Raw genomic sequence first — 23,132 nt, 5'->3', positions numbered from 1 at the left:
ACTCAGTCGTGGGTGGCACGGCGTCGGCGGCGCCACAGGTACAGCAGCGGCAACGACACCAGGAGCACCGCGCCGACGATGAGGGCGGTGGTCTCGTAGCGGTGCAGGAAGCCGCGGACGCGGTCGAGGTTGCCGCCGGCGAAGGCGCCGACCGAGACCCACAGCGCGGTCCACAGCGCGCCGCCGATCGCGTCGCGGATGGCGTACTGGCGCCAGGGCAGCACGATCGCGCCGGCGATGAGGCCGTTGGTCTGACGCAGGCCGTCGATGAACCGGGCGACGACCACGATGTTGCGGCCGCGACGGGCGAAGAAGTCCTCGGCGCGGGCCAGCCGCCGCTCGGTCAGCCCGACCCGCCGGCCCCACCGCAGGATCACCGGGCGGCCGGCCCGGCGGCCGAGCCAGAAGCCGAGGTTGTCGCCGGCGACCGCGGCGGTGAAGGTGATCACGACGACCAGCGGCAGGCTCATCGAGCCGTGCCCGGCGAGCACCGCGGCCGCCACGACCACGCTCACCGCCGGCGTGGGGATGCCGATCCCCTCCAGCAGCACGAGCAGGGCGAGGGCGGGATAGCCGTAGCGCTGCAGTACCTCCACGGGACAATGAGATCATGTCGAGTTGGTACGAGTCACACATCGACCGGCAGATCCGCGAGGCACAGGAGCAGGGGCAGTTCGACAACCTGCCGGGTGCCGGGAAGCCGCTGCCGGACCACGGCGAGCTCTACGACGAGGACTGGTGGATCAAGGATCTCGCCAGACGCGAGGGGCTGCCCGGCGGGGTGCCGCCGACGCTGCGGCTGCGGCGTGAGGTCGAGGACCTGCCGGAGCGGCTACCTTCCCTGCGCACCGAGGAGCGGGTCCGCGCGGTCGTCGAGGACCTCAACAAGCGCATCGAGCAGGCCCGACGCGGACTGATGGACGGTCCGGCGACGATCCTGCCCGCGTTGGACATGGAGGCGGTGCTAGCCGACTGGAGAAGCGCCCGTTGACAGGGTGGCGTGGCGCCGCTTACGTTTTCCCCGCGACTGTTAGTCAATCTGCCTATTAGTTGGAGGAGGCAGCAAATGCCGCTCGGGGGCTCCTCCAAGCTGCTCAAGGCGCTCAACGAGGCGGCCGCGCTCGGCCACCTCCTCGACCACGGGCAGCTCACCCGGGCCGAGCTGCGCGCCCTGACCGGCCTGTCCAAGCCGACGATCTCCGAGGCGATCCGCCGCCTCGCCGACGCCGACCTGGTCGTCGGCGCCGGACACGAGACCGGCCGCCCCGGCCCCAACGCGGAGGTGTACGCGGTCAACCCCGACGCCGCCTACGCCGTCGCCATGTCGGTGCGCGACGACGCACCGTCGCTGACCGCGTCGCTGCACGACCTGCGCGGCGCCCAGCGGGCCAGGCTGGCCGTCCCGGTCGACTTCGCCCGCACCGACCCCGCCACCGCGGTCACCGACACCGTCGACGCGCTGTGCGCGGCGGCCGGCGTCGCCCGCGGCCCGGTGGCGCACGTGCAGCTGGCCGTCGCCGGCGCGTTCGACCCGCGGGACCGGGTCATCCACCACGTGGACGTCCCGGGCTGGAGCCGGCGCGGGCTCGTCGACGACCTGGCCGCGGCGGCCGGCGTACCGGTGGAGGTCGACAACGACGTCAACCTCGCCGCGCTCGCCGAACGCGCCCACGGCGCCGCGCGGGGCCTGCCGGACGCCGACGGGTTCGTGCTGCTGTGGCTCGGCCAGACCGGTCTCGGCCTGGCGATCGACCTGGGCGGCGGCACGCTGCTGCGCGGCGCCCGCGGCGGCGCCGGCGAGATCGGCTACATGCCGGTCGCCGCCGACGGCGCCCGGGACTTCCACGACCTGGTCAGCGGCGACGCCGTCCGGGAGCTGGCCGCCGGGCGCGGGCTGCGGATCACCGACACGGCGCTGCTGCGGGAGCTCGCCGGCCGGATCGTGATCGGGCTCGCCGCCGTCGTCGCGGTGCTCGACCCGCAGCTCGTGGTGCTCGGCGGCGAGATCGGCCGGGCCGGCGGGCCAGCGCTCGGCGAGGCGGTCGCGAAGGCGATGTCGCGGGCGGCGCCGCTGTCGACCGACATCGCCGTGAGCACCGTCGAGGACGACGCTCCCCTGCTCGGCGCCGCGGACGCCGCGCTGTCCGCGGTGCGCCGCAGGCTGATCGAGAGCCTGCGTACGCCCGGAACCTAACGGGCCCACGAACCGCGGACGCCGGCCGATCTGGCGGCATCGACCGGCGTCCGCGCGCTTCACACACCATCCCCCATGCAAGTGACGTTGGTCAATGCCCTTGTTGACCGGCTGCTTCCGCACGCCCACCCCCAGGAGGAATCCCGTGCGTCGCATCGTCTCTCTGCTCGCTGCCGTGGCGCTGCTCGCCACCGCCTGCACCCCAGGCCCGAAGGACAAACCGATCGCCGACCCCGGCGCCGACGTCTCCGGCACCGTGGAGTTCTGGCACTTCTTCACCGACCGCGAGGCCGCCGCCATCGACGGCGTCGTCGCCGACTTCCAGGCGTCCCACCCGAAGATCAAGGTCGTGGTCAAGTCCGGGCAGGACGACTCGAAGATGACCCAGGCCATCGGCGGCGGGCAGGGCCCCGACGTCGGCCTGTCCTACTCCACCGACATCGTCGGGCAGTTCTGCTCCAGCGGCGCCTGGCTCGACCTCGGCCAGTACATCGCCCGCGACAAGGTGTCCCTCGACGGCTTCCCGCAGACCGTCAAGGAGTACACGCAGTACAAGGGCAAACGCTGCGCCATGCCGGTCCTCGCCGACGCGTACGGCCTGTACTACAACAAGAAGCTCTTCACCGAGGCCGGGATCGCCGGCCCGCCGAAGACCCTCGAGGAGTTCGCCGACGCGGCGAAGAAGCTCACCAAGCGCTCCGCCGACGGCACCATCCAGGTCGCCGGGTTCCTGCCGCTGTGGGGCTTCTACGAGAACGCCCCGTCGCACCTCGGGCCGATGGTCGGCGGGCAGTGGCTCAAGGGCGACGGCAGCTCCGCGATCGGCGGCGACCCCGCCTGGCAGACGCTGCTGAAGTGGCAGAAGGAGCTCGTCGACTGGTTCGGCTACGACAAGCTCGAGGCCTTCCGCGCCTCCCTCGGCGACGAGTACTCCGACGCGAACGCCTTCCAGAAGGGCCAGGTCGCGATGAACTTCGACGGCGAGTACCGCATCGCGTTCGCCAAGGACCAGGCTCCCGACCTGCAGTTCGGGGTCGCGCCGATGCCGACGTCCAGCCCCGACCGCTACGGCGCCGGCTACGTCACCGGCAATGTCATCGGCATCTCCCGCACCGCGAAGAACCCCGAGGCGGCGTGGGAGTTCATCAAGTACCTGACCACCGACACCAAGACGATCGTCAAGCTCGCCAACAGCCTCAAGAACATCCCGTCCACGAAGGAGGCGCTCGCCTCGCCGGACCTGCACCTGGACGCGGAGTTCAAGACGTTCGTCGACATCTTCAACCACCCGAAGACCAGCACCACCCCGCCGTCGTCGGCCGGCCCCGCCTACCAGGAGACGTTCCAGACCTTCTGCGACACCTGGCAGAGCGGCGGCGCCGCCGACCTCGGCAAGGGGCTGTCCGACGTGGACAAGCAGGTCGACTCGCTGCTGAAGCTCGGCGGCTGACCGTGCCCTACAAGCTCCGCCACGTGCTGACCGTCGCCTCGTTCATGGCGCCGGCGACGGTCGGCATCGTGGTCTTCTTCCTCTACCCGCTGCTGAGCGCCGTCTACTTCTCGTTCACGAAGTTCGACCTGCTCAGCACGCCGGAATGGGTCGGGCTGCGCAACTACCGGCACCTGTTCGACGACCCGTTCCTGACCCGCGCCGCGCAGAACACGCTGTGGCTGTGCGCGATCCTGGTGCCCGCCCGGATGCTCGGCGGCCTCGCCACCGCGATGCTGCTCACCACCGTCAGGCGCGGCGCCGGGATCGTGCGCACCATCTTCTACCTGCCGGCGCTCGCCCCGCCGGTCGCGGCCACCCTCGCGTTCGTCTACCTGCTCAAACCCGGCGTCGGCCCGGTCAACACCGCCCTGGCGCACGTCGGGATCGACGGACCGCTGTGGTTCAACTCCCCCGAGTGGTCCAAGCCGTCGCTGGTGCTGCTCGGCCTGTGGGGCGTCGGCGACGTCATGGTCCTGTACCTGGCGGCGCTGCTGGACGTGCCGCAGGCGCAGCTGGAGGCGGCGCAGATCGACGGCGCGAACGCGTGGCAGCGCTTCCGGCACGTGACGCTGCCCAACATCTCCCCCGTCGTCGTGTTCACCGCCGTCATCGGCGTCATCACCACCCTGCAGTACTTCGCGCAGGCCGCCGTCGCCGCGTCCGCCGCCAGCGGGCAGGCCACCACCGGCGCCGGGATCTCCTCCACGTTCGGCTACCCGGAGGGGTCCACGTTCACGTACCCGCTGTGGCTGTACGTCGTCGGGTTCCGCTACGGCGCCCTCGGCTACGCCAACGCGATGGCCGTCGTGCTGTTCCTCGTCGCGTTCGCCGTCTCGCTGCTGATCCTGCGCCGATCCCTGAAGGCCACATGAACCGCCCGCTGCCGACCCTGCGCCGATCCCTGAAGGTGACATGAACCGCTGGTTGTTGTGGACGGCCAGGCACAGCATCACGATCGCGCTGTGCGTCATGTTCGTCGCGCCCGTGCTTTTCCTGCTGCTGACCTCGCTGATGACCGACTCGCAGGCGCTGACCTCGTCGTACTGGCCGCGCGAATGGCGCTTCGCGAACTACGCCGACGTCTTCAGCAGGACGCCGATGCCGCGGTACCTGCTGAACACCGTCATCTACTCGGTGGCCGCAACCACGTTCATGCTGCTGGCCAGCGTCCCGGCCGCGTACGCCCTGGCGAAGCTGCGCTGGCGGGGGCAGGGCGCGTTCCTCGTCGTCATCGTGTGCATGATGATGATCCCGCCGCAGGTGACGACCGTGCCGCTGTACCTCATGTGGGCCAACTGGAACCTGACGGGCACGCTGTGGCCGCTGGTGCTGCCGATGCTGCTCGGCGACGCGTTCTCCATCTTCCTGCTACGGCAGTTCCTGCTCACCATCCCCGGCGACTACCTGGACGCCGCCCGGGTCGACGGGTGCGGCGAGTGGCGGACCCTGCTGCGGATCGTGCTGCCGATGGCCCGGCCCGGGATCGCCGCCGCCGCGCTCTTCCAGTTCTTCTACGCCTGGAACGACTACTACGGCCCGCTGCTCTACACGAGCGAGAACGAACACAACTGGACGCTGTCACTGGGCCTGGCGTCCTTCAAGACCCTGCATCATGTGCAGTGGAACCTCGTCAGCGCCGCGACCATCCTCACGATGGTGCCGGTCGTGGTGCTGTTCTTCTTCGCCCAGCGCGCGTTCGTGCAGGGTGTCACGCTGACAGGAGTCAAAGGTTGAAAATCGCCGTCGTCGGGGGTGGCTCCACGTACACCCCGGAGCTCATCGACGGGTTCGCGCGGCTGGCGCCGTTCGCCTCGGAGATCGTCCTGCTGGACCCGCACGCGGAGCGCCTCAAGGTCGTGGGCGCGTTCGCCCGGCGGCTGATGGCCGCCCACGGGCACCCCGGGACGCTGCGGTGGACGTCCGACGTCGACGACGCCCTCGCCGGCGCGGCGACCGTGGTCATCCAGCTGCGCGTCGGCGGGCAGGCCGCCCGGATCAGCGACGAGACGTTCCCGCTCGCCTGCGACTGCGTCGGGCAGGAGACGACCGGCGCCGGCGGCCTCGCGAAGGCGCTGCGCACCGTGCCGGTCGTCCTGGACATCGCCCGGCGGGCCGACCCGGGCGCGTGGATCGTCAACTTCACCAACCCGGTCGGGATCGTGACGCGGGCGCTGCTCGACCACGGGTTCAAGGCCGCCGGGCTGTGCAACGTGGCGATCGGCTTCCAGCGCCGCTTCGCCGCGCAGCTCGGCGTCGACCCCGCCTCGGTCGTCCTGGACCACGTCGGCCTCAACCACCTCACGTGGGAGCGCGCGGCCTTCGTGGACGGCGTCGACCGGCTGCCGTCACTGTTGGCGACCCATCTGCAGGACATCTCGCGGGAGGTGCAGATCCCCGAGGCCGTCCTGGAGAACCTGGGCAACGTGCCGTCGTACTACCTGCGGTACTTCTACTGCCACGACGAGGTCGTCGCCGAGGAGCGCGGCAAGCCGACCCGCGGCGCGAAGGTCGCCGAGATCGAGTCGGAGCTGTTGCGCATGTACGCCGACCCGGCGCTGACGCAGAAGCCGGAGCTGCTCGGGCAGCGCGGCGGCGCGTTCTACTCCGAGGCGGCCGTCGGGCTCATCGCCTCCCTGCAGCACGACGACGGCGGCATCCACGCCGTCAACGTCCGCAACGACGGCACCATGCCGTTCCTGCCCGACGACGCCGTCATCGAGGTCACCTGCCGGGTCGGCGCCGCCGGAGCCACCCCGCTGCCGGCCCCGTCGCTCGCCCCGCACCTGCGCGGCCTGGTCTCGGCGGTCAGCGCCTACGAGGAGCTCGCCGTCGACGCCGCGGTGCACGGCGGGCGGGACCGCGTCTACCAGGCGCTGCTCGCCCACCCCCTGGTCGGTCAGCACCAGCAGGCCACCAGGCTCACCGACGACCTGCTCGCCGCGAACCGCGAGCACCTCGCGTGGCTGTCGTGACCGCACAACTCTTCGCCGCGGCCGACGGCGGCAACTCCAAGACCGACGTCGTCCTCGGCGACTCCGACGGCCGGATCCTCGCCCGCGTCTCCGGCCCGACCACGTCGCCGCACAACATCGGGCTGCCCGCCTGCCTGAAGCTGCTCGGCGACCTGGTCGGCCAGGCGCGGGCCGCCGCGGCCGTGCCCGCGGACCTGCGGCTCAGCCGGCTGCAGGTGTACCTCGCCGGCGCCGACCTGCCCATCGAGGTCGAGCGGCTCAACGAGGGCGTCGCCGCCCTGGGGCTCGCCGACGCGGTCACCGTCGACAACGACCTGTTCGCCCTGCTGCGCGCCGGCACCGCGGCCGCCGACGCGGTCGGAGTCGTCTGCGGTGCCGGGATCAACGCCGTGGGCCGCCGCCGCGACGGGCGGACGTCGCGCTTCCCGGCGCTCGGGCAGCTGTCCGGCGACTGGGGCGGCGGGCAGCACCTCGCCGCGCTGGCGCTCTACCACGCGGTGCGCGGCGAGGACGGCCGCGGACCCGCCACCGCGCTCACCGGCGCGGTCACCGCCGCGTACGGGCTGCCGACCGCGGAGGACGTCAGCGTCGCCCTGCACCTGGGCGACCTGCCGGCGGCGCGGCTGGACGAGCTGAGCGAGGTGCTCTTCACCGTGGCCGCCGACGGCGACGCGGTCGCCGGCCGGGTCGTGACGCGGCTCGCCGCGGAGATCGAGGCCCTGGTGAAGGTCGCCGCCGGCCGACTGTCGCTGCTGGACACCGCATACACCGTCGTGCTCGGCGGCGGCGTGCTGACCGCCCGCCACCCGCAGCTGCACGGCGACATCCTGGCGCGGCTCGCCGCGCTGTCGCCGCACGCGACGGTGACGGTGCTGTCCTCCCTGCCGGTCGCGGGCGCGGCGCTGCTCGCCCTGGACGACCTGCACGGCGGCCACGTCCCCGCAACCGTGGAGGCCGCCGTCCGGCAGGGCCTCTGACCGTTCAGGGTCTGCCACTATCGTGTCCCGCGAAACGGGGGAACGAGCATGCGGGCCTGGACAAGGATCGTGACACTGGTACTGATCGCGGGCGCGGTCGTGGCGGTGGCATGGGTGCTGAGCGCCCCGTCCACGACCCGGACCCCGATCGGTGGTGCCGTGCCCGACGAGCACGGCCTGCGGGTGAGCCTGACGTTCTCCAGCTGCGAGGCACTGGACCGCATCGACGTCGCCGAGGACTCCCGGCAGGTCCGGCTGACCGCGTACCTGCGCGGCCGAGGCAGCTGCGGCCAGGACCCGATGACCACGCAGACGGTGCCGGTGCCGCTGAAGACACCGCTGCGGGACCGCGAGGTCGTGGACGGCGCGACCGGGCGGCGCCTAACCCTGTAGCCCGGGATCGCCCCGCCGATGGGGATGTGAGGTCAGGCACAAAACTGGCCGATCGGTCAGGTTCTGACCGATCGGTCAGGCATGCTGACCGACGGAGGTGACCCCCATGGCCCGCAGCAAGACCCGCGACGAGATCCTGGCCGCCGCCACGCGCCAGTTCGCCGAGTCCGGCTACAAGGGCACGTCACTGCAGGACATCGCGGCCGAGGTCGGCTGCTCCAAGGCCACGCTGCTGTACCACTTCGACGGCAAGGACGCGATCCTCACCGAGCTGTGCGCGCCCGCCATCGCCGAGCTCGCCGACCTGGACGCCCGGGTCGCCGCCACGACCGCGCCCGCCCTGGCCCGCGAGATCGCGATCGAGGGCTTCGTCGACCTCGCGATGCGATACCGCAAAGAGATCCAGGTCATCTACGGCGACCTGCCGGCCCTGCTGCAACAGCCCGCGCTGCGACCCGTACACGAGCTGACGGAACAGCTCGTCGTCACCCTCGCCGGCGGGTCCGCCGCGCCCACCGCGCTGCTCGCCGCGAAGTTCGTGCTCGCCGGGCTGCCGGCGGTGGTCTTCGCGTGCACCGAGTACGACGACGCGACCCTGCGGGCGGCGCTCATCGCCACCGCCGCGCGGGTGCTGGAACCCCTCACCTAACCGACAGGAAGACGACCGACATGGCAACCGTGCTCTACCGGCTGGGGCGGGCATCGTTCCGGCACCGCTGGCTCGTGCTGATCATCTGGGTGGTGATCCTCGGCGGGCTCGGTGGTGCGGCGGCCGCATTCCGCGGCGCCACCTCGAGCGACTTCACCATGCCGGGCACCGAGTCGCAGCGGGCGATCGACGCGCTGAAGTCGCAGTTCCCGGAGGCCAGCGGCGCGACCGGCACCATCGTGATCGCCGCGCCGAAGGGGCAGAACCTGCAGGCGTCCAAGGACGCGGTGCAGGGGCTCGTCGCCGAGGCGTCGAAGCTGCCCGGCGTCATCGGCGCACTCGACCCGTTCCAGACCGGCGCCGTGTCGCCGCAGGGCGACTACGCGCTGGTCACCGTCCAGTTCGCCGAGCGGGCCGACAAGGTCACCGACGAGCAGCGCACCGCCTATGAGGCGAGCGGCGCCGCGGCGGAGCAGGCCGGGCTGCGGGTCGAGCACGGCGGCGAGGTCATGAACAGCGAGCCGGAGGTCGGCGGCACCGAGGGCATCGGCGTCGTCATCGCCCTCGTCGTGCTCGTCGTGACGTTCGGCGCGCTGGTCGCGGCCGGCATGACGATGCTCAACGCGCTCATCGGCGTCGGCGCCGGCATGGCCGGGCTGTACGCGCTCAGCGGCGCCATCCAGCTCACCAGCACCGCGCCGGTCCTCGCCCTGATGCTGGGCCTGGCGGTCGGCATCGACTACTCGCTGTTCATCACGTCCCGGCACCGGCAGCACCTCGTCGAGGGCATCGCGCCCGAGGAGGCCGCCGGGCGCGCGGTCGGCACCGCCGGCTCCGCGGTCGTGTTCGCCGGCGCCACCGTCGTCATCGCCCTCGCGGGCCTCGCCGTGGTCAACATCCCGTTCCTGACCGTCATGGGCCTGGCCGCGGCCGGTACCGTCGCCGTCGCGGTGCTCGTCGCCATCACCCTGCAGCCGGCGCTGCTCGGCTTCGCCGGCACCCGCATCCTGCCGCGCCGGCTGCGCAAGGCCGGGCCGGACCTCGCCGACCACACCGACGCCCTCGGGTTCCGGTGGGCGCGGGCGATCACCCGCTTCCGCATCCCCGTGCTCATCATCGGCGTCCTCGGGCTCGGCGCCCTGGCGATCCCGTCGGCGGACATGCGCATCGCGCTGCCCGGCGCCAGCGCCGGCCCCACCGACTCCCCCGCCCGCAAGGCCGCCGACCTCATCGAGGAGGGCTTCGGCCCCGGGTTCAACGGCCGCCTCGCGCTGGTCGTGTCGACCGGCTCCGCCGACACCACGAAGGCGAAGGCGCAGGAGGCGCTCGGCGTCCTGCAGGGCACCCCGAACCTCCTCGCCGCGACCCCGCCCAACTTCAGCCGCGACGGCAAGACCGCGCTCCTCGCCGTCATCCCGAAGACCGGCCCCACCGACGAGGCGACCGAGACCCTCGTCCACGACGTCCGGGCCCGCGTCAAGCAGGTCCAGGGCGCCGACATCGCCCTGACCGGCCAGACCGCCGTCGGCATCGACGTGTCGGAGAAGCTGTCCGACGCGATGCCGCGCTACCTGTCGCTGGTCGTCGGGCTGTCCGTGCTGCTGCTGATGCTCGTGTTCCGGTCGATCCTCGTGCCGCTGAAGGCCGCCGCCGGGTTCCTGCTCACCGTCGGCGCCACGTTCGGCGTCACCGTCCTGGTCTTCCAGAAGGGGCACCTGGCCTCGCTCGTCGGCCTCGACACGCCCGGCCCGCTGGTCAGCTTCCTGCCGATCCTGCTCATCGGCATCCTGTTCGGCCTCGCCATGGACTACGAGGTGTTCCTCGTGTCCCGGATGCGGGAGGACTACGTGCACGGCGCCGGCCCGCAGGAGGCGACGATCAGCGGCATGGGCCACGGCGCCCGGGTCGTCACCGCGGCGGCGCTCATCATGACGTCGGTCTTCGCCGGCTTCATCCTGCTCGACGACCCCGTCATCAAGTCGATGGGCTTCGCCCTCGCGATCGGCGTCGCCATCGACGCGTTCGTGGTGCGCATGACCATCGTCCCGGCGGTCGTGTCGCTGCTCGGCCGGTCCGCGTGGTGGCTGCCGGGCTGGCTGTCGAAGATCCTGCCGAACGTCGACATCGAGGGCGAGAAGCTCCGCGAGCACCTCGCCGCCACCCCGGACCCGGAGCCCGTCCGCGTCTGAGCCTTAACCGGTCGCGGTGGCACGGCGGCCTCGGCAGACTGGCCCGATGACTCAGGTGAGCATCGAGCTCGACGGCCGGGGCCGCTACCTCGACGACGCGGCGCAGGTGTGGGCCGAAGGCACCGCCGCCCGCGACGGCACCGAGGTCGCGCCGCTGGAGCTGGCCAGGGTGCCGTTGCAGGCGGTGCTGTCGACCTCGCCCAGGACGATGCTGGTCGTCGCCCTGGGCGAGCGCGTCGTCGGCTTCTCCCTCATCGCACCCCACACCGAGCGGACCGCCGCCGTCCGCTACCTCGGGGTGCGCCCCGGCGGCTGGGGCGCGGGCGTCGGACGGCACCTCATGACGGCGCTGCCACCCCTGCTCGCCGCAGCCGGGTTCGCCGACGCCGAGCTGGACGTCTACGTCGACAACCCGCGGGCGGTCCGGCTGTACGAGAGCCTCGGCTGGCAGCCCCTCGGCGACCCCGCCCCGCACCCGCGCAACGGGCGCGTCGAGCAGCGGTACCGCCTCGACCTGCCCTCGTGACCCACGGCCCCGCACGGCTGCGCGCCGTCGTCCACCACGCCCCTTCCTGCCGGGTGCTGCGGCCCCACTCACCCGTGGCGCTCACGGTCAGCTCCCCGCTCGCCCGGCACGGCGAAGGGCGGCTCACCGGGTCCCGGGCCGCGCTCGTCCTGTTCGGCGCGTGGTGCCGGGTCGCCGCGGTCAGCCCGCACAGCGTCGTGCACCTGCCGCTTGAAGGGCCCGACCTGGTCCTCGCCCGCTCGGACACCGGCCTGCGCCCGTCAGCATGGAAAGGGATTCGGGCGGCGCTCTCCCCCGGCCGGCCCGCGACCCTCCGCTCCCCGGCGCCGCGCCCCTCGCCCGGCGACGACGGCGCCCTCTCGGTGACCGAGCACGCGGCGACGCTGTTCCTGCTCGGTCCGCCGCGCGCCCTGTTCCAGCTCGGCGACGCCGTCACCGACGCCACCGCCGACGTGCCCCACCTCCGCGACGTCCGCCGTTACGGCGAGGCTTTCCTGCTCGGCCTCGCCGACCTCGACATGGACGTGCTGGTCAGGGACGAGCGGTACCGCCGCCGCCACTGAACAGCTCCGCGTGCTCTTCCAGCCAGTCCCGCAGGGTCAACGCCGGCCGCCCGACCACCCGCGGCACCGTGTCGGCCACCGTGTGGTCCCACGCCCCCGACTGCCGTTTGAGCTCCAGCAGCGCCTCCAGCCGGGGCCCACCCCAGCCGCGGCGCTCGAACACGTTCCGGGTCTCCGCGACGGTACGCACGGCCAGCCGCACCGGTTCGCCGATCACCTCGCCGACGATCTCCGCCTGCCGCCGGGGCGACAGCGCCTCGGGCCCGGTGATCGTGTACTCCCGCCCGAGGTGCCCCGGCCGGGTGAGGACGGTCGCGGCGACGGCGGCCACGTCGAGCGGGTGCACCATCGCCGACACCGGGTCGGTCTCGGTGACCGTCATGGTGCGCTCACGGGCGATCCCGTGAGCGTACTGCTCCAGGTACGTCATGAACGTCCCCGGCCGCAGCACCGTCCACGGGATGCCCGACCCGCGGATGACGTCCTCCCCGGCGCGGTGCCCCGCTGAGATCGCGTCGGTGGCCCCGAACGCGACGCCGCTGGTGGACAGCTTGACGAGGTGTCGCACCCCGGCGTCCCGCGCGGCCGCCACGAGCGCCAGCTCCTGCGCCGGCCCTCGATCGTCGTAGCCGGGGACGAGCACGAACACCGCGCCCACCCCGTCGAGCACCGCCGGCAGCGTCTCAGGCCGGTCGAGGTCGCCGTAGACCTCCCCGGCCCGCGCCGGCCTCCGGGTCATGGCCCGCACGGCATGCCGCCGCGCGAGCAGTGGAACAAGCTCAGAACCGATGGTGCCCGTGGCACCGGTGACGAGAATCATGGTTGTTTCCAAGGGTGATCGCGGCGCATCCGGGCGCCGGGCAGGGACCAACAAGGGAGCGGGCGCCGCCACCCGTGCAGGGTGCGGCGAGGTTCAGACCCCGACCCTCGGTCAGCTCCCCGACCAGGGCCCCGTCTCCGTCGTGTCGTGTCCCGGGACCACGTCCTCTCCGATCAGCGCCTCACCCTACCGGCGCCCCACCCTTCACCCGAACCGAGTTTCCGGCCCGGCCCTGCCCGCCGACGCGTTCACGTCTCCGGCTGTGCCCGCGATGCCGGAGCCGGCTAAAGGCGCCGGATGTCAGCACCTGAACGACGAGGATCTGCTGCTGAGCGACCGCGCGACGGTCGACCTCCCGCCGCAGCGCAGCGAACTCGGCCAATGGGCCGTCAAGGTGGTCCGGCATGCCCAAAGAGTAGGTCAGCCGTCAATGTCCGCGGCCCCCTCGGTCGGCTCCCGCGCAGGCCCTGTTGATCATCAACCGCCAGGACGCTACGGTGCGGCGGTGGGAAGTTGCGTCAACTACGTCCTGGTCCGCGACGGTGAGCACACCGTGTATTCGCAGGGCGGCGGTGCGGGCCATGGGATCGACTACATCTTCGCGGCAGGCCCGGAGGTGATCCTGCGCTTCCTGGACAACCTGGGTGACTCCGCGGGCCGGGAATGGTTCGACGACGTCAGGTGTGAGGGCGGCGTGCTGGTCGATGTCGACCGCCGGGTCCTGCTGCTGTTCAACACCGTGTACCACCAGGTGGTGTATCGGGCGGCGATGCTGGAGGCGTACGCGGCGACGTGGCCCGGCTGGGAGATCCGGTGGGCCTACGACGGCATCGCGGACCTGATGGTGTACGTCGGGGTCGACCCGGCAGGTGCGCGCCGCGACCGCGAGCCGAAGCGGACCGAGCGCAACGAGTTCGGGCCGGACGACCGGGTCGCGGCCGTCGTCACCGTCCGGGGCGCCGACGGCCGGGTGCGCCTGTACGGACTGAACCCCGACATGGCGTGGCGGCGTTGGTTCATGGGGCCTGACCTGGTCGAGTGGGTCTGCGCCGGGCCCGAGCTTCCTGAGTCCGCCGAGGACATGCCGACTGCCGGCCTCGATCTCGATCCGGCCGCGCGGCGGGCCGGGCTGTGGACCGTGCAGCCGTTGCGTGGGCTGCGCCAGCGGTGGGCGGAGCTGTGGCCGGGGTGGACGCTCGAGTTCTGGGGCGATGACATGGCCCGTCAGGCGGTCCATGACCCGGACCGGCTCTACGACTCGATCAGGCCGAGCTCCATCGCCCGGCACCGCGGCGAGCTCGCCAAGCGGCTGCGGACCTGCTGGTCCGTCCGCTCGACGATCCTGGCGAGAGGAACGAGCGCGGAAGAACTGCAGAGCTGGTACGACATGAACTTCGGACTGATCCGCAACTACCTGGACGCCGACGTCAGCGCGCAGGAGCTCGAGCGGCTCGCCGTGCTGCTGCGGGGCGCGTGAGTCCGGCCGACGCGGACGGGGTCGCCTCCTTGAGGCGGCCCCGTCCGGGTGCGCGGCGGGACTACGGGGCCAGGGTGCGCCAGAGGAACTCGAAGGCGAGGGCCCACTTGAAGGCCATCTGCGCGTTGTCGGCGGCGCCGCCGTGGCCGCCCTCGATGTTCTCGTAGTAGTGGACGTCGTGGGCGTGGTCGGTGAGGCGGGCGACCATCTTCCGGGCGTGGCCGGGGTGGACGCGGTCGTCGCGGGTGGAGGTGGTGATCAGGGTCGGCGGGTAGGGGACGCCCTGGCGGACGTTCTGGTAGGGCGAGAACAGGCGCAGGTACTCCCAGTCCGACGCGTCGTCGGGGTCGCCGTACTCGGCCATCCATGAGGCGCCCGCCAGCAGCAGGTGGTAGCGGCGCATGTCCAGCAGCGGGACCGCGCACACGATCGCGCCGAACAGGTCGGGGTAGCGGGTCAGCATGACGCCCATGAGGAGGCCGCCGTTGGAGCCGCCCTCGATGCCGAGCTGGGCGCGGGTGGTGATGCCGCGCTCGACGAGGTCGGCGGCGACGGCGGAGAAGTCCTCGTAGGCGCGCGGGCGCTTCTCCCGCAGGGCGGAGCGGTGCCACTGGGGGCCGTACTCGCCGCCGCCGCGGATGTTGGCCACCACGTAGGTGCCGCCGCGGGCGAGCCAGCCGCGGCCGATGATCGCGCTGTACGAGGGGACCCGCGACACCTCGAAGCCGCCGTAGCCGCTCATCAGCGTCGGGCCGGGGCCGGCAGATGGGTCGCCGACGACGAAGTACGGGACCTGGGTGCCGTCGGCGGACGTGGCGAAGAACTGCCGGGTGGTGATCCGGTCGGCGGGGAAGTAGGACGGGCCCTGCTTGAGGACGGTCGGCGGGTCGCCGCCGAGGACGCCGTGGCGCAGGGTCGGCGGCAGCGCGAAGCCGCTGGACAGCAGCAGGTACTGCTCGTCGGCGTCGGCGTTGGTGTCCCACACGTCGGTCTGGCCGAGCTCGGCGCCGCCGAGGACGGTGCGCTGCCATGCGCCGTCGACATACCGGACGGCCTCGAGGCGGCTCTGCACGTCGGAGAGCAGCACCAGGACGAGCCCGTCGCGGGTCCAGTCGCTGTACGACAGCGAGGTGTGCGGGTCGGGCGTGAACAGGGTCGTGAGGTCCCGGTCTCCGGCGAGGAACGCGGCGAGGTCGACGATGAGCAGCGACCCGGCCGGGTGGGTGACGTCGCCGACCTCCCAGTCGGTGCGGACCCGGATGAGCAGCCAGTCGCGGTGCAGGTCGACGCCCGCGTCGTCGGGCACGTCGAGCTTGGTGAGGGTGCCGTCGACGAGCAGGTGCCGCTCGGCGTGGAAGAAGTCCAGGGAGCGGCGGACCACGGCGCGTTCGGTGGCGGCGGTCGGGTCGCTGGACGCGCGGACCGACACGTCCTCGGCGGCACCCTCGAACACGACGGGCGCCTCCGCGACGGGCGTGCCGCGGCGCCACCGCCGCACCTGCCGCGGGTAGCCGGAGGCCGTCATCGAGTCCGGGCCGGTGTCGGTGCCGACGAAGATCTCGTCGATCGTGATCCAGCTGACGTCGCTCTTCGCCTCCGGCAGGGTGAACCCGTCGGGCACGAACCGCAGCTGGTCCAGGTCGAACTCGCGCACGACCGCCGCGTCGGCGCCGCCGCGGGACAGGGACACCAGCGCGCAGTGGTCGCCGGCGAGGGGGCCGCGGCGCAGGTAGGTGACGCCCTGCCACACCCAGTTCTCGTCCTCGGCGGTGGCGAGGGCGTCGAGGTCCAGGACGGTCTCCCAGGCGGGTTCGCCGGCCCGGTAGTCCTCGAGGGTGGTGCGCCGCCACAGGCCGCGCGGGTGGTCGGCGTCCTTCCACAGGTTGTAGACCCGTTCGCCGTGCCAGGCGATCATCGGGATCCGGTCGTCGGCGTCCAGGACGGTGCGGATCTCGTCGCGCAGCTCCGCGAAGCGCGCCCCGCCGGTCAGGGCGGCGACGGTCTCGGCGTTGCGGTCCCGGACCCAGGCCATCGCCTCGGCCCCGTCGACCTCCTCCAGCCAGAGGTGGGCGTCCTCAGCGGTGATCGTCTCGGTCATCGGTTCAGTTTGACCGAACGGCGCCGGTCGTCGCCACGCGGACCGCCCACGTGGCGGCGAACGTGGCGGGGTCGACCGCCTTGCCCCACAGCCAGCCCTGCGCCAGCGGCACCCCCAGCGCGACGAGGACCTCACGCTGGGCCCGGGTCTCGACGCCCTCGGCGACGACGGCGAGGTGCAGGGCGCTGCTCATCGCCACGACCGCACGGACGATCTCCTCGTCCTCGGCGCTGGTGCCGAGCCCGTTGACGAACGACCGGTCGATCTTCACCCCGGTGACGGGGTGGCGGCGCAGGTAGCCGAGCGCGGAGAACCCGGTGCCGAAGTCGTCGACGGAGATCCGTACACCCAGCGCCCGCAGCTCGACGAGGACCCGTTCGGTGAGGTCGCTGCCCTCGACCATCACCGACTCGGTGATCTCCAGAACCAGGTTGGCGGCGGGCACCCTCGCCTGGCGCAGGGTGGCGCCGAGGCGCTCCGCGAACGCCGGGTCGCCGAGCTGCCGCGGCGACACGTTCACCGACATCCAGAAGTCGTCGTCGACGACGCCGTCGGCGCGCCAGGCGGCGAGCTGCCGCACGGACTCGCGCAGCACCCACGCGCCGAGCGCGGAGATCAGGTTGGAGTCCTCGGCGACGGCGATGAACATGTTGGGCCCGATCCAGCCGCGGACGGGGTGCTGCCAGCGGCACAGTGCCTCGGCGCCGGCGGGGCGGTCGGTGTCCATCGCGATGATCGGCTGGTAGGCGATGCTGAGCTGCTCCTGGGCGACGGCGGCGCGCAGCGCGACCTCGATCTCGACCCGCTCGCGGACCGCGTCGCGCATCGAGGCGTCGAACACGGTCCAGCGGTTGCGGCCGGCCGCCTTCGCCCGGTACATGGCGGTGTCGGCGTCCCGCATGAGCGTGTCGGCCTGGTCCGAGCCCCTGGTGGACTGCACGATCCCCATCGACGCGCCGATGACGACGTCCGCGGTGCCGCCGTCGGCGGTCACCACGACGAGCGGCCGCTCCACGCACTCCATGATCCGCCGGGCGTTGGCCATCGCCTCCGGCTCGCTGCAGCGCTGCACGACGACGAACTCGTCGCCGCCGACCCGCGCGATCGTCGCCGCCGGCGGCAGCGCCAGCCGCAGCCGGGTGCCGACATCGACGATGAGCCGGTCCCCGGCCGGGTGCCCCCACGAGTCGTTGACCAGCTTGAACCCGTCGAGGTCGAGGTAGAACATCCACACGCCGGCGCCGCGCTCCGGCCGCTCCTCGCTGAGCAGTCGCTCGACCATGAGGGTGAGCATCCGCCGGTTGGGCAGGCCGGTGAGCGGGTCGTGGGTCGCCTGGTGCTCGAAGCTGCGCTGCGCGGCGGCGTGGCTGTGCACCGCGTCGGCCGCCCGCACCAGCAGCAGCGCGACGATCGCGGCGCCGCCGAGGCCGAGCGTCCAGCGCAGCACGGTGGTGTCGGCGCCGAGGGTGACGGTGAGGATGAACGGCGCCGCCACCGCCGGCCCGATGACCAGCATCCGAGGCAGCGACCACGCCTGGATCGGCAGCGGTGTCGCCCGGGCGAGGGCCCGCGCGGTCGGGTGCAGCGCGGCGGCGCCGCCGATCGTGAACGCGAGCAGGAACGGCAGGTCCATCAGCGGCGGCCCGGTCACCTCGCCGTGCCGGCCGATGATCGCGAAGCCGAGGTCGCCGCAGAACATCAGCACCATCATGCCGCCGAGCAGGACGAACGCCGGCTGGCGCACGGCCGTGGTGAACGCCAGGTTGGTGACGAGCAGCACCGTGACGGTGTCCAGCAGCGGGTACAGCCCGGCGATCAGGGTCACGACGAGCGGCCGGCCCGGGATCGTCGCGGCGGGCACGACGAACAGCAGCGTCGAGGTGAGCGCCGCGCCGATGCACACGATGAGCCCGTCGAGCAGCGCCCGCCGGTCCATGCCCCACCGGTTGAGGAACGTGACGAGGGCCGCGATGAAGAACCCGAACCCGCAGACGGTGAGCGCGTCGCCGATCTGGGCGACCGGCGCCGGCTGCTCGACCAGCATCGACCGCAGGAGGATCCCGCTGATGAAGAACACCGCGGCGGCCGTCATCATCCGCCACGGCCGCCGGGGGCGCACGTCGTGCAGCCGGGGGCCGAGCCCCCACGCCAGGACGCACGCCACGCCGATGACCGCGGAGGCGAGGTCGGGTGCGACCCCGGCGGCGAACAGGGTGGTGCACAGCAGGCCGAGACCGAGGAACACCAGCCAGAGCCGGTCGCGGCGAAGGCTCACCCTGCCCCCTCCAGCCAAGTCGTGGTGCGCGTCCTATCGGCCGCCGCGACTGCCGGTTGAGGAGATCCGCACAGGCCGCGCGGGCAGGACCGCCGGTCGGGGAGGTCAGCGCAGGTCGCGCAGGGCGTCCTCGATGCCGCGGTGAAAGGTCGGGTAAGCGTAGATCATGTGGCGGAGGGCGTCGACCGGGACCTGGGCGTGGACGGCGACCGCGAGGGCGGACAGGACCTCGCCGCCGACCGGGCCGGCGGAGGTGGCGCCGACGAGGACCCCGCGGTCGGCGTCCTCGACGAGCTTGATGAAGCCCTCGTTGCCGAGCTTGTGGATCCAGCCGCGGGACGACGACGGGACCTGGCCGGTGCCGACCCTGACCCGCAGTCCGGACTCGCGGGCCTGGGCGACGGTGAGGCCGACGGCGCCGATCTCCGGGTCGGTGAACGTGACCCGCGGCGTCGCGCGGTAGTCGGCGGGCGGGCCGTCCTGGCCGAGGATGTCGCGCACGGCGATGCCCGCCTGGTACATCGCCATGTGGGTGAACGCGCCGTGGCCGGTCACGTCGCCGACGGCCCAGACGCGATCGGCGGCGCGCATCCGGTCGTCGACGGTGACGGCGCGGGCGGTGGGGTCGAGGCCGAGCCTGTCGACGCCGAGCCTGGCCAGGTCGACCTTCCGGCCGGTCGCGACGAGGAGCTTCGCCGCGGTGACCGTGGAGCCGTCGCCGAGGGTCACCGTGAATCCGGCGTCGTCGTGGCGTACCGACGACGCCTTCGCGCCGACGTGCACGGTGACGCCGTCGCGGGTGAGCGCGTCGCGGGCGAGGTCGGAGGACTCCGGCTCCTCGAGGGCGAGGAGGCGGTCGACGGCCTCGACGACGGTGACCGTCACGCCGAAGCGGGCGAAGACCTGGGCGAGCTCGACGCCGATCGCGCCGCCGCCCAGCACGATCAGCGACTCGGGCAGCGTGGCGGCCTCGATCGCCTCGCGGTTGGTCCACAGCGGGGTGCCGGCAAGGCCGTCGATCGGCGGGATCGCCGGCTCGGTCCCGGTGCCGATCACGATGCCGCGGGTCGCGTGGAACACCCGGTCGCCGACCGTGACCTCGTCCGGACCCGTCACGGACGCCCAGCCGCGGACGAAGGTGACGCCCTTGCCGACCAGGCGGTCGACGGCGACCTTGTCGTCCCACGAGTCGGTGGCCTCCTCGCGGATCCGGCGGGCGACCGGCGCCCAGTCCGCACGCACCTCTGACGTGCCGGCGAGGCCGGGCACGCGGCGGGCCTCGGCGAGCGCGTTGCCGGCCCGGATCATCATCTTGCTCGGCACGCAGCCCCAGTACGGGCACTCGCCGCCGACGAGCCGCCCCTCGATCCCCACCACGGTCAGTCCCGCCTCGGCGAGCCGGCCGGCGACCTCCTCGCCGCCGACTCCGAGCCCGACCACGATCACGTCCACGGTTTCCGCCATGGTCCTCACCCTAGGGCGCATCGCCCGCCGGAACCCTCACAAAGCCGTGTCGGGTGACCGGAGCGTGCCGTGCCGAGGGGTATGACAGCAGGCCAGAAACCCTGTCGGGCGATCGGGGCATTCTGGTGATGGGCCAGTGACTTTCGGTGTATGACACCTCATCGTGGTGACTCGAACGCATGGAGTGAGTGCGTTCGTGCTCCATGGATGGGGAGATGCAGATGATGAAGCCGATGACGGGCCGCCGTCGACTGCGCGCTGGCGCGTCGGGGCTGGTGGCCGTCGCGACGTCGTTGGGGCTGCTCGGGGTCGGCGGTCCCGCCGCCGCCGTGACCAGCCCGGAGCCGACCGGCGGGAGCCGGTTGGGCGGTGGCTGGTCAGCCGACGAGTGGCCGGCCGGCGCAGGCACCACGGTCAAGAGCGTACGGTCGATCATCAAGGCCGACAGCGGCGCCGCGGCGTCGCTGACCGGCCAGGGGGTCGGCATCGCGCTGATCGACACGGGGGTCGCCCCGGTCGCCGGGCTGCCGGCGGCGCAGGTCGTCAACGGCCCGGACCTGTCGTTCGAGTCGCAGTCGGGCCAGCTGCGCTACCTGGACACGTTCGGCCACGGCACGCACATGGCCGGCATCATGGTCGGCAACGACGCGGCGTCCGGCACGATCGGCCTGGCCCCGAAGGCGAAGGTGACCTCCGTCAAGGTCGGCACCGCGACCGGCGCCAACGACGTGTCGCAGATGATCGCCGCGATCGACTGGGTCGTGCAGAACCGCAACCACGACCCGGCGAGCCCGATCCGGGTGCTCAACCTCAGCTACGGCACCAGCGGCATGTCGGCCTCGACCGTGGACCCGCTGATGTACGCCGTCGAGCAGGCCTGGCAGGCCGGCATCGTGGTCGTCGTCGCCGCCGGCAACGACGGCAACACCACCACCGCGCTCACGAACCCGGCGATGGACCCGTTCGTGCTCGCCGTCGGCGCGTCGACCACCAACAACACCATCGCCACGAGCGATGACGACCTCGCCTCGTACACCAACAACTCCAACGCGGCCCGCAAGCTCGACATCCTGGCGCCGGGCACGTCGATCGTCTCCCTGCGCGACCCGGGCTCCAACATCGACCGGCAGTACACGTCGGCGCGGGTCGGCGACACGGGCTTCAAGGGCAGCGGCACGTCGCAGGCCGCGGCCGTCACCGCCTCCGCCGTGGCGCTGCTGCTGCAGCAGCGGCCGTCGCTGACCCCCGACCAGGTGAAGAAGCTGCTGACGTCCACCGCGACGACACTGACGACCGGCACCGCCGCGGCCAAGGGCCTGAAGGAGCTCAACGTCTCCGCCGCCGTCGCCGCGGCCACCCCGTCGGCCACGCAGAGCCTCACCAAGGGCACCGGCACCGGCTCGCTGGAGACCACCCGGGGCGGCAACCACCTGTCGTTCAACAACATCGAGCTCAAGGGCGAGCAGTCGATCTTCGGCCCGTTCAACGGCACCGCGTGGGCCAGCCTCGCCGCGCAGAAGACGTCCTGGAACGGCGGCATGTGGATGGGGTACCGCATGGCCGGCGACACCTGGACGGGTGCGGGCGGCACGGGCGGCACCGGCCAGGTCACCGGCTACGCGGGCAAGTGCATCGACGTGCAGAACCGGCAGAGCATCAACGGCACGCCGGTCCAGCTGTACGACTGCAACAACACGCCGGCGCAGTACTGGGTCCTGGCCGCGGACGGCAGCGCGCAGGCGCTCGGCAAGTGCCTGGACGTCACGGGCGCCGGCACCGCCAACGGCACGAAGGTCCAGCTCTACGACTGCAACGGCACGCCGGCCCAGCAGTGGCGGGTCAACACCGCCCGCCAGCTGGTCAACGTCAACGCGAGCAAGTGCCTCGACGTGACCGAGTGGAACTCCGCCAACGGCACCCAGCTGCAGATCTGGGACTGCGGTGACCAGGACAACCAGCGCTGGGTCCCGCCGTCGACGTCGCGCACCTGGGCCGCGGCCTCGTGGCAGGGCTCGCCGTGGACCGGCACCGGCTCCTGGAGCGACCCGGAGTGGTCCGAGCAGTACTGGACCGGTCACTACTGGTCCGGGCACTACTGGAGCGGCCACTACTGGTCCGCCGACGACTGGGCGACGTCCAGCTGGTCGTAGCCTCCCGAAAAACGAAGGGCGCCCCCACCCACGGGGGCGCCCTTCGTGCTGCTACCCGAGCGCCGTTACCCGAGTGCCGCTACCCGAGGACGGCGTCCGACAGCACGGGCCACACCTCGGCGGACCACTCGCCGAAGTCGCGGTCGGTCAGGCAGGCGCAGGCGAGGCCGGCGACCGGGTCGACCCACAGGAACGTGCCGGAGCGGCCGAAGTGACCGTATGTGGCGGGCGAGTTGCGCGACCCCGTCCAGTGCGGCGACTTGCCGTCGCGGATCTCGAAGCCCAGCCCCCAGTCGTTCGGGTCCTGACGGCCGAAGCCCGGCAGTACACCGGAGACCCCCGGGAACTGGACGGTGACGGCCTCCGGCATCAGGTCCGGGACCAGCGCCGGGTCCAGGAGCTCCTGGCCGAGCAGGGCCAGGTCCGACAGCGGCCCCCGCGCCCCGGCGGCGGGCGAGCCTTCGAGGGTGGTGCCGCCCATGCCGAGCGGTCGCAGCACCGACTCGGTGAGCAGCTCCGCGAACGTGCCGCCGGTGCGGGTCAGCACGAAGTCGGCGAGCAGCTCGAACCCGCGGTTGGAGTAGATCCGCTTCCGGCCGGGCGCGGCGACCTGCGTGTCGTCGTCGAACGCGACCCCGGAGGTGTGGGCCAGCAGGTGCCGGACCGTGGCGCCCTCCGGGCCGGCGGGCTCGTCGAGCAGGACGTCGCCCTTGTCGACCGCGACGAGCACCGTGAGCGCCGTCAGCAGTTTCGTGACGGACGCCCACGGCAGGGGGTCGTCCGGACCGGTGCGGTCGCGGATCCCTTCGGGACCCACGACCGCGACCGATGCGGTGGTGACTGGCCAGGTGCTGACGAGATCAAGTGCGCTCACGCTCTCGAACCTACGGCAG

Annotated in this window: 20 protein-coding genes; 14 read left to right on the top strand and 6 right to left on the bottom strand. The window is 72.5% G+C overall.

What is annotated here, in order from left to right; all coding sequences use genetic code 11:
• Nucleotides 1-2: 2 nt before the first annotated feature.
• Nucleotides 3-596, bottom strand: coding sequence for a DedA family protein (locus ABZ321_RS09550; RefSeq protein WP_354890555.1), 594 nt, complete (start codon nucleotides 594-596; stop codon nucleotides 3-5).
• Nucleotides 597-610: 14 nt separating this feature from the next.
• On the opposite strand from ABZ321_RS09550, the gene ABZ321_RS09545 reads away from it, so the two are divergent.
• The 12 genes from ABZ321_RS09545 (at nucleotide 611) to ABZ321_RS09490 (ending at nucleotide 11,955) form a co-directional block, all read left to right on the top strand.
• Nucleotides 611-991 carry a DUF1992 domain-containing protein gene (locus ABZ321_RS09545; protein WP_354890553.1) on the top strand — a complete coding sequence of 127 codons (381 nt, stop codon included), beginning with the start codon at nucleotides 611-613 and terminating at the stop codon, nucleotides 989-991.
• Between the two features lie 75 nt (nucleotides 992-1,066).
• Nucleotides 1,067-2,194: an ROK family transcriptional regulator gene (locus tag ABZ321_RS09540; protein WP_354890551.1), complete on the top strand. Its 1,128-nt coding sequence runs from the start codon at nucleotides 1,067-1,069 to the stop codon at nucleotides 2,192-2,194.
• Between the two features lie 145 nt (nucleotides 2,195-2,339).
• Nucleotides 2,340-3,644: an ABC transporter substrate-binding protein gene (locus ABZ321_RS09535; RefSeq protein WP_344514805.1), complete on the top strand. Its 1,305-nt coding sequence runs from the start codon at nucleotides 2,340-2,342 to the stop codon at nucleotides 3,642-3,644.
• Between the two features lie 2 nt (nucleotides 3,645-3,646).
• Complete coding sequence (locus ABZ321_RS09530) at nucleotides 3,647-4,558, top strand: sugar ABC transporter permease (protein ID WP_354890549.1); 912 nt, start codon at nucleotides 3,647-3,649, stop codon at nucleotides 4,556-4,558.
• Between the two features lie 40 nt (nucleotides 4,559-4,598).
• Nucleotides 4,599-5,420, top strand: a complete 822-nt coding sequence (locus tag ABZ321_RS09525; RefSeq protein ID WP_354890547.1) for a carbohydrate ABC transporter permease — start codon at nucleotides 4,599-4,601, stop codon at nucleotides 5,418-5,420.
• Nucleotides 5,417-6,658, top strand: coding sequence for a 6-phospho-beta-glucosidase (locus tag ABZ321_RS09520; protein ID WP_354890545.1), 1,242 nt, complete (start codon nucleotides 5,417-5,419; stop codon nucleotides 6,656-6,658). Before ABZ321_RS09525 ends, ABZ321_RS09520 begins: the two co-directional genes overlap by 4 nt.
• Nucleotides 6,655-7,635: a BadF/BadG/BcrA/BcrD ATPase family protein gene (locus tag ABZ321_RS09515; RefSeq protein WP_354890543.1), complete on the top strand. Its 981-nt coding sequence runs from the start codon at nucleotides 6,655-6,657 to the stop codon at nucleotides 7,633-7,635. The genes ABZ321_RS09520 and ABZ321_RS09515 overlap by 4 nt, the downstream gene beginning before the upstream one ends.
• Before the next feature lie 69 nt (nucleotides 7,636-7,704).
• Nucleotides 7,705-8,028 (top strand): hypothetical protein, encoded by a 324-nt coding sequence (locus ABZ321_RS09510; RefSeq protein WP_344514795.1) that lies wholly within the window; start codon nucleotides 7,705-7,707, stop codon nucleotides 8,026-8,028.
• A gap of 106 nt (nucleotides 8,029-8,134) precedes the next feature.
• A complete protein-coding gene (locus tag ABZ321_RS09505) occupies nucleotides 8,135-8,677 on the top strand; it encodes a helix-turn-helix domain-containing protein (protein ID WP_344514793.1) in 543 nt (180 codons plus the stop codon).
• Nucleotides 8,678-8,697: 20 nt separating this feature from the next.
• A complete protein-coding gene (locus ABZ321_RS09500) occupies nucleotides 8,698-10,866 on the top strand; it encodes an MMPL family transporter (protein WP_354890541.1) in 2,169 nt (722 codons plus the stop codon).
• Between the two features lie 46 nt (nucleotides 10,867-10,912).
• On the top strand, nucleotides 10,913-11,392 hold the full coding sequence (locus ABZ321_RS09495) for a GNAT family N-acetyltransferase (protein WP_354890540.1): 480 nt from the start codon (nucleotides 10,913-10,915) through the stop codon (nucleotides 11,390-11,392).
• Nucleotides 11,389-11,955, top strand: a complete 567-nt coding sequence (locus ABZ321_RS09490) for a hypothetical protein (protein ID WP_354890538.1) — start codon at nucleotides 11,389-11,391, stop codon at nucleotides 11,953-11,955. Before ABZ321_RS09495 ends, ABZ321_RS09490 begins: the two co-directional genes overlap by 4 nt.
• On the opposite strand, the gene ABZ321_RS09485 is transcribed toward ABZ321_RS09490, so the two are convergent.
• Nucleotides 11,924-12,775, bottom strand: a complete 852-nt coding sequence (locus tag ABZ321_RS09485) for an NAD(P)H-binding protein (protein ID WP_354890536.1) — start codon at nucleotides 12,773-12,775, stop codon at nucleotides 11,924-11,926. The genes ABZ321_RS09490 and ABZ321_RS09485 overlap by 32 nt on opposite strands.
• A gap of 505 nt (nucleotides 12,776-13,280) precedes the next feature.
• Here ABZ321_RS09485 and ABZ321_RS09480 point away from each other — a divergent pair.
• The gene (locus ABZ321_RS09480) at nucleotides 13,281-14,252 is read left to right on the top strand and encodes a hypothetical protein (protein ID WP_354890534.1); all 972 of its coding nucleotides are present in this window, start codon (nucleotides 13,281-13,283) and stop codon (nucleotides 14,250-14,252) included.
• Nucleotides 14,253-14,313: 61 nt separating this feature from the next.
• Here the strand turns inward: ABZ321_RS09480 and ABZ321_RS09475 are convergent, their stop codons facing one another.
• The 3 genes from ABZ321_RS09475 to ABZ321_RS09465 form a co-directional block, all read right to left on the bottom strand.
• Nucleotides 14,314-16,350: a prolyl oligopeptidase family serine peptidase gene (locus tag ABZ321_RS09475; protein ID WP_354890532.1), complete on the bottom strand. Its 2,037-nt coding sequence runs from the start codon at nucleotides 16,348-16,350 to the stop codon at nucleotides 14,314-14,316.
• A 4-nt stretch (nucleotides 16,351-16,354) separates the two neighbouring features.
• Nucleotides 16,355-18,625 (bottom strand): EAL domain-containing protein, encoded by a 2,271-nt coding sequence (locus ABZ321_RS09470; protein WP_354890530.1) that lies wholly within the window; start codon nucleotides 18,623-18,625, stop codon nucleotides 16,355-16,357.
• Nucleotides 18,626-18,730: 105 nt separating this feature from the next.
• Nucleotides 18,731-20,089 (bottom strand): NAD(P)/FAD-dependent oxidoreductase, encoded by a 1,359-nt coding sequence (locus tag ABZ321_RS09465; protein WP_344514775.1) that lies wholly within the window; start codon nucleotides 20,087-20,089, stop codon nucleotides 18,731-18,733.
• A gap of 215 nt (nucleotides 20,090-20,304) precedes the next feature.
• Between ABZ321_RS09465 and ABZ321_RS09460 the strand changes: the two genes are divergently transcribed.
• On the top strand, nucleotides 20,305-22,239 hold the full coding sequence (locus ABZ321_RS09460) for a S8 family serine peptidase (protein ID WP_354890528.1): 1,935 nt from the start codon (nucleotides 20,305-20,307) through the stop codon (nucleotides 22,237-22,239).
• Between the two features lie 79 nt (nucleotides 22,240-22,318).
• Here the strand turns inward: ABZ321_RS09460 and ABZ321_RS09455 are convergent, their stop codons facing one another.
• On the bottom strand, nucleotides 22,319-23,113 hold the full coding sequence (locus tag ABZ321_RS09455; protein ID WP_354890526.1) for a serine hydrolase domain-containing protein: 795 nt from the start codon (nucleotides 23,111-23,113) through the stop codon (nucleotides 22,319-22,321).
• Nucleotides 23,114-23,132: the final 19 nt, after the last annotated feature.

The organism is Dactylosporangium sp. NPDC006015 (genome assembly GCF_040614215.1).
GTDB classification, from domain to species: Bacteria; Actinomycetota; Actinomycetes; order Mycobacteriales; family Micromonosporaceae; genus Dactylosporangium; species Dactylosporangium maewongense.
Note: the sequence above shows the minus strand (reverse complement) of the source record. Positions and strands in the feature narration are given on the sequence as shown.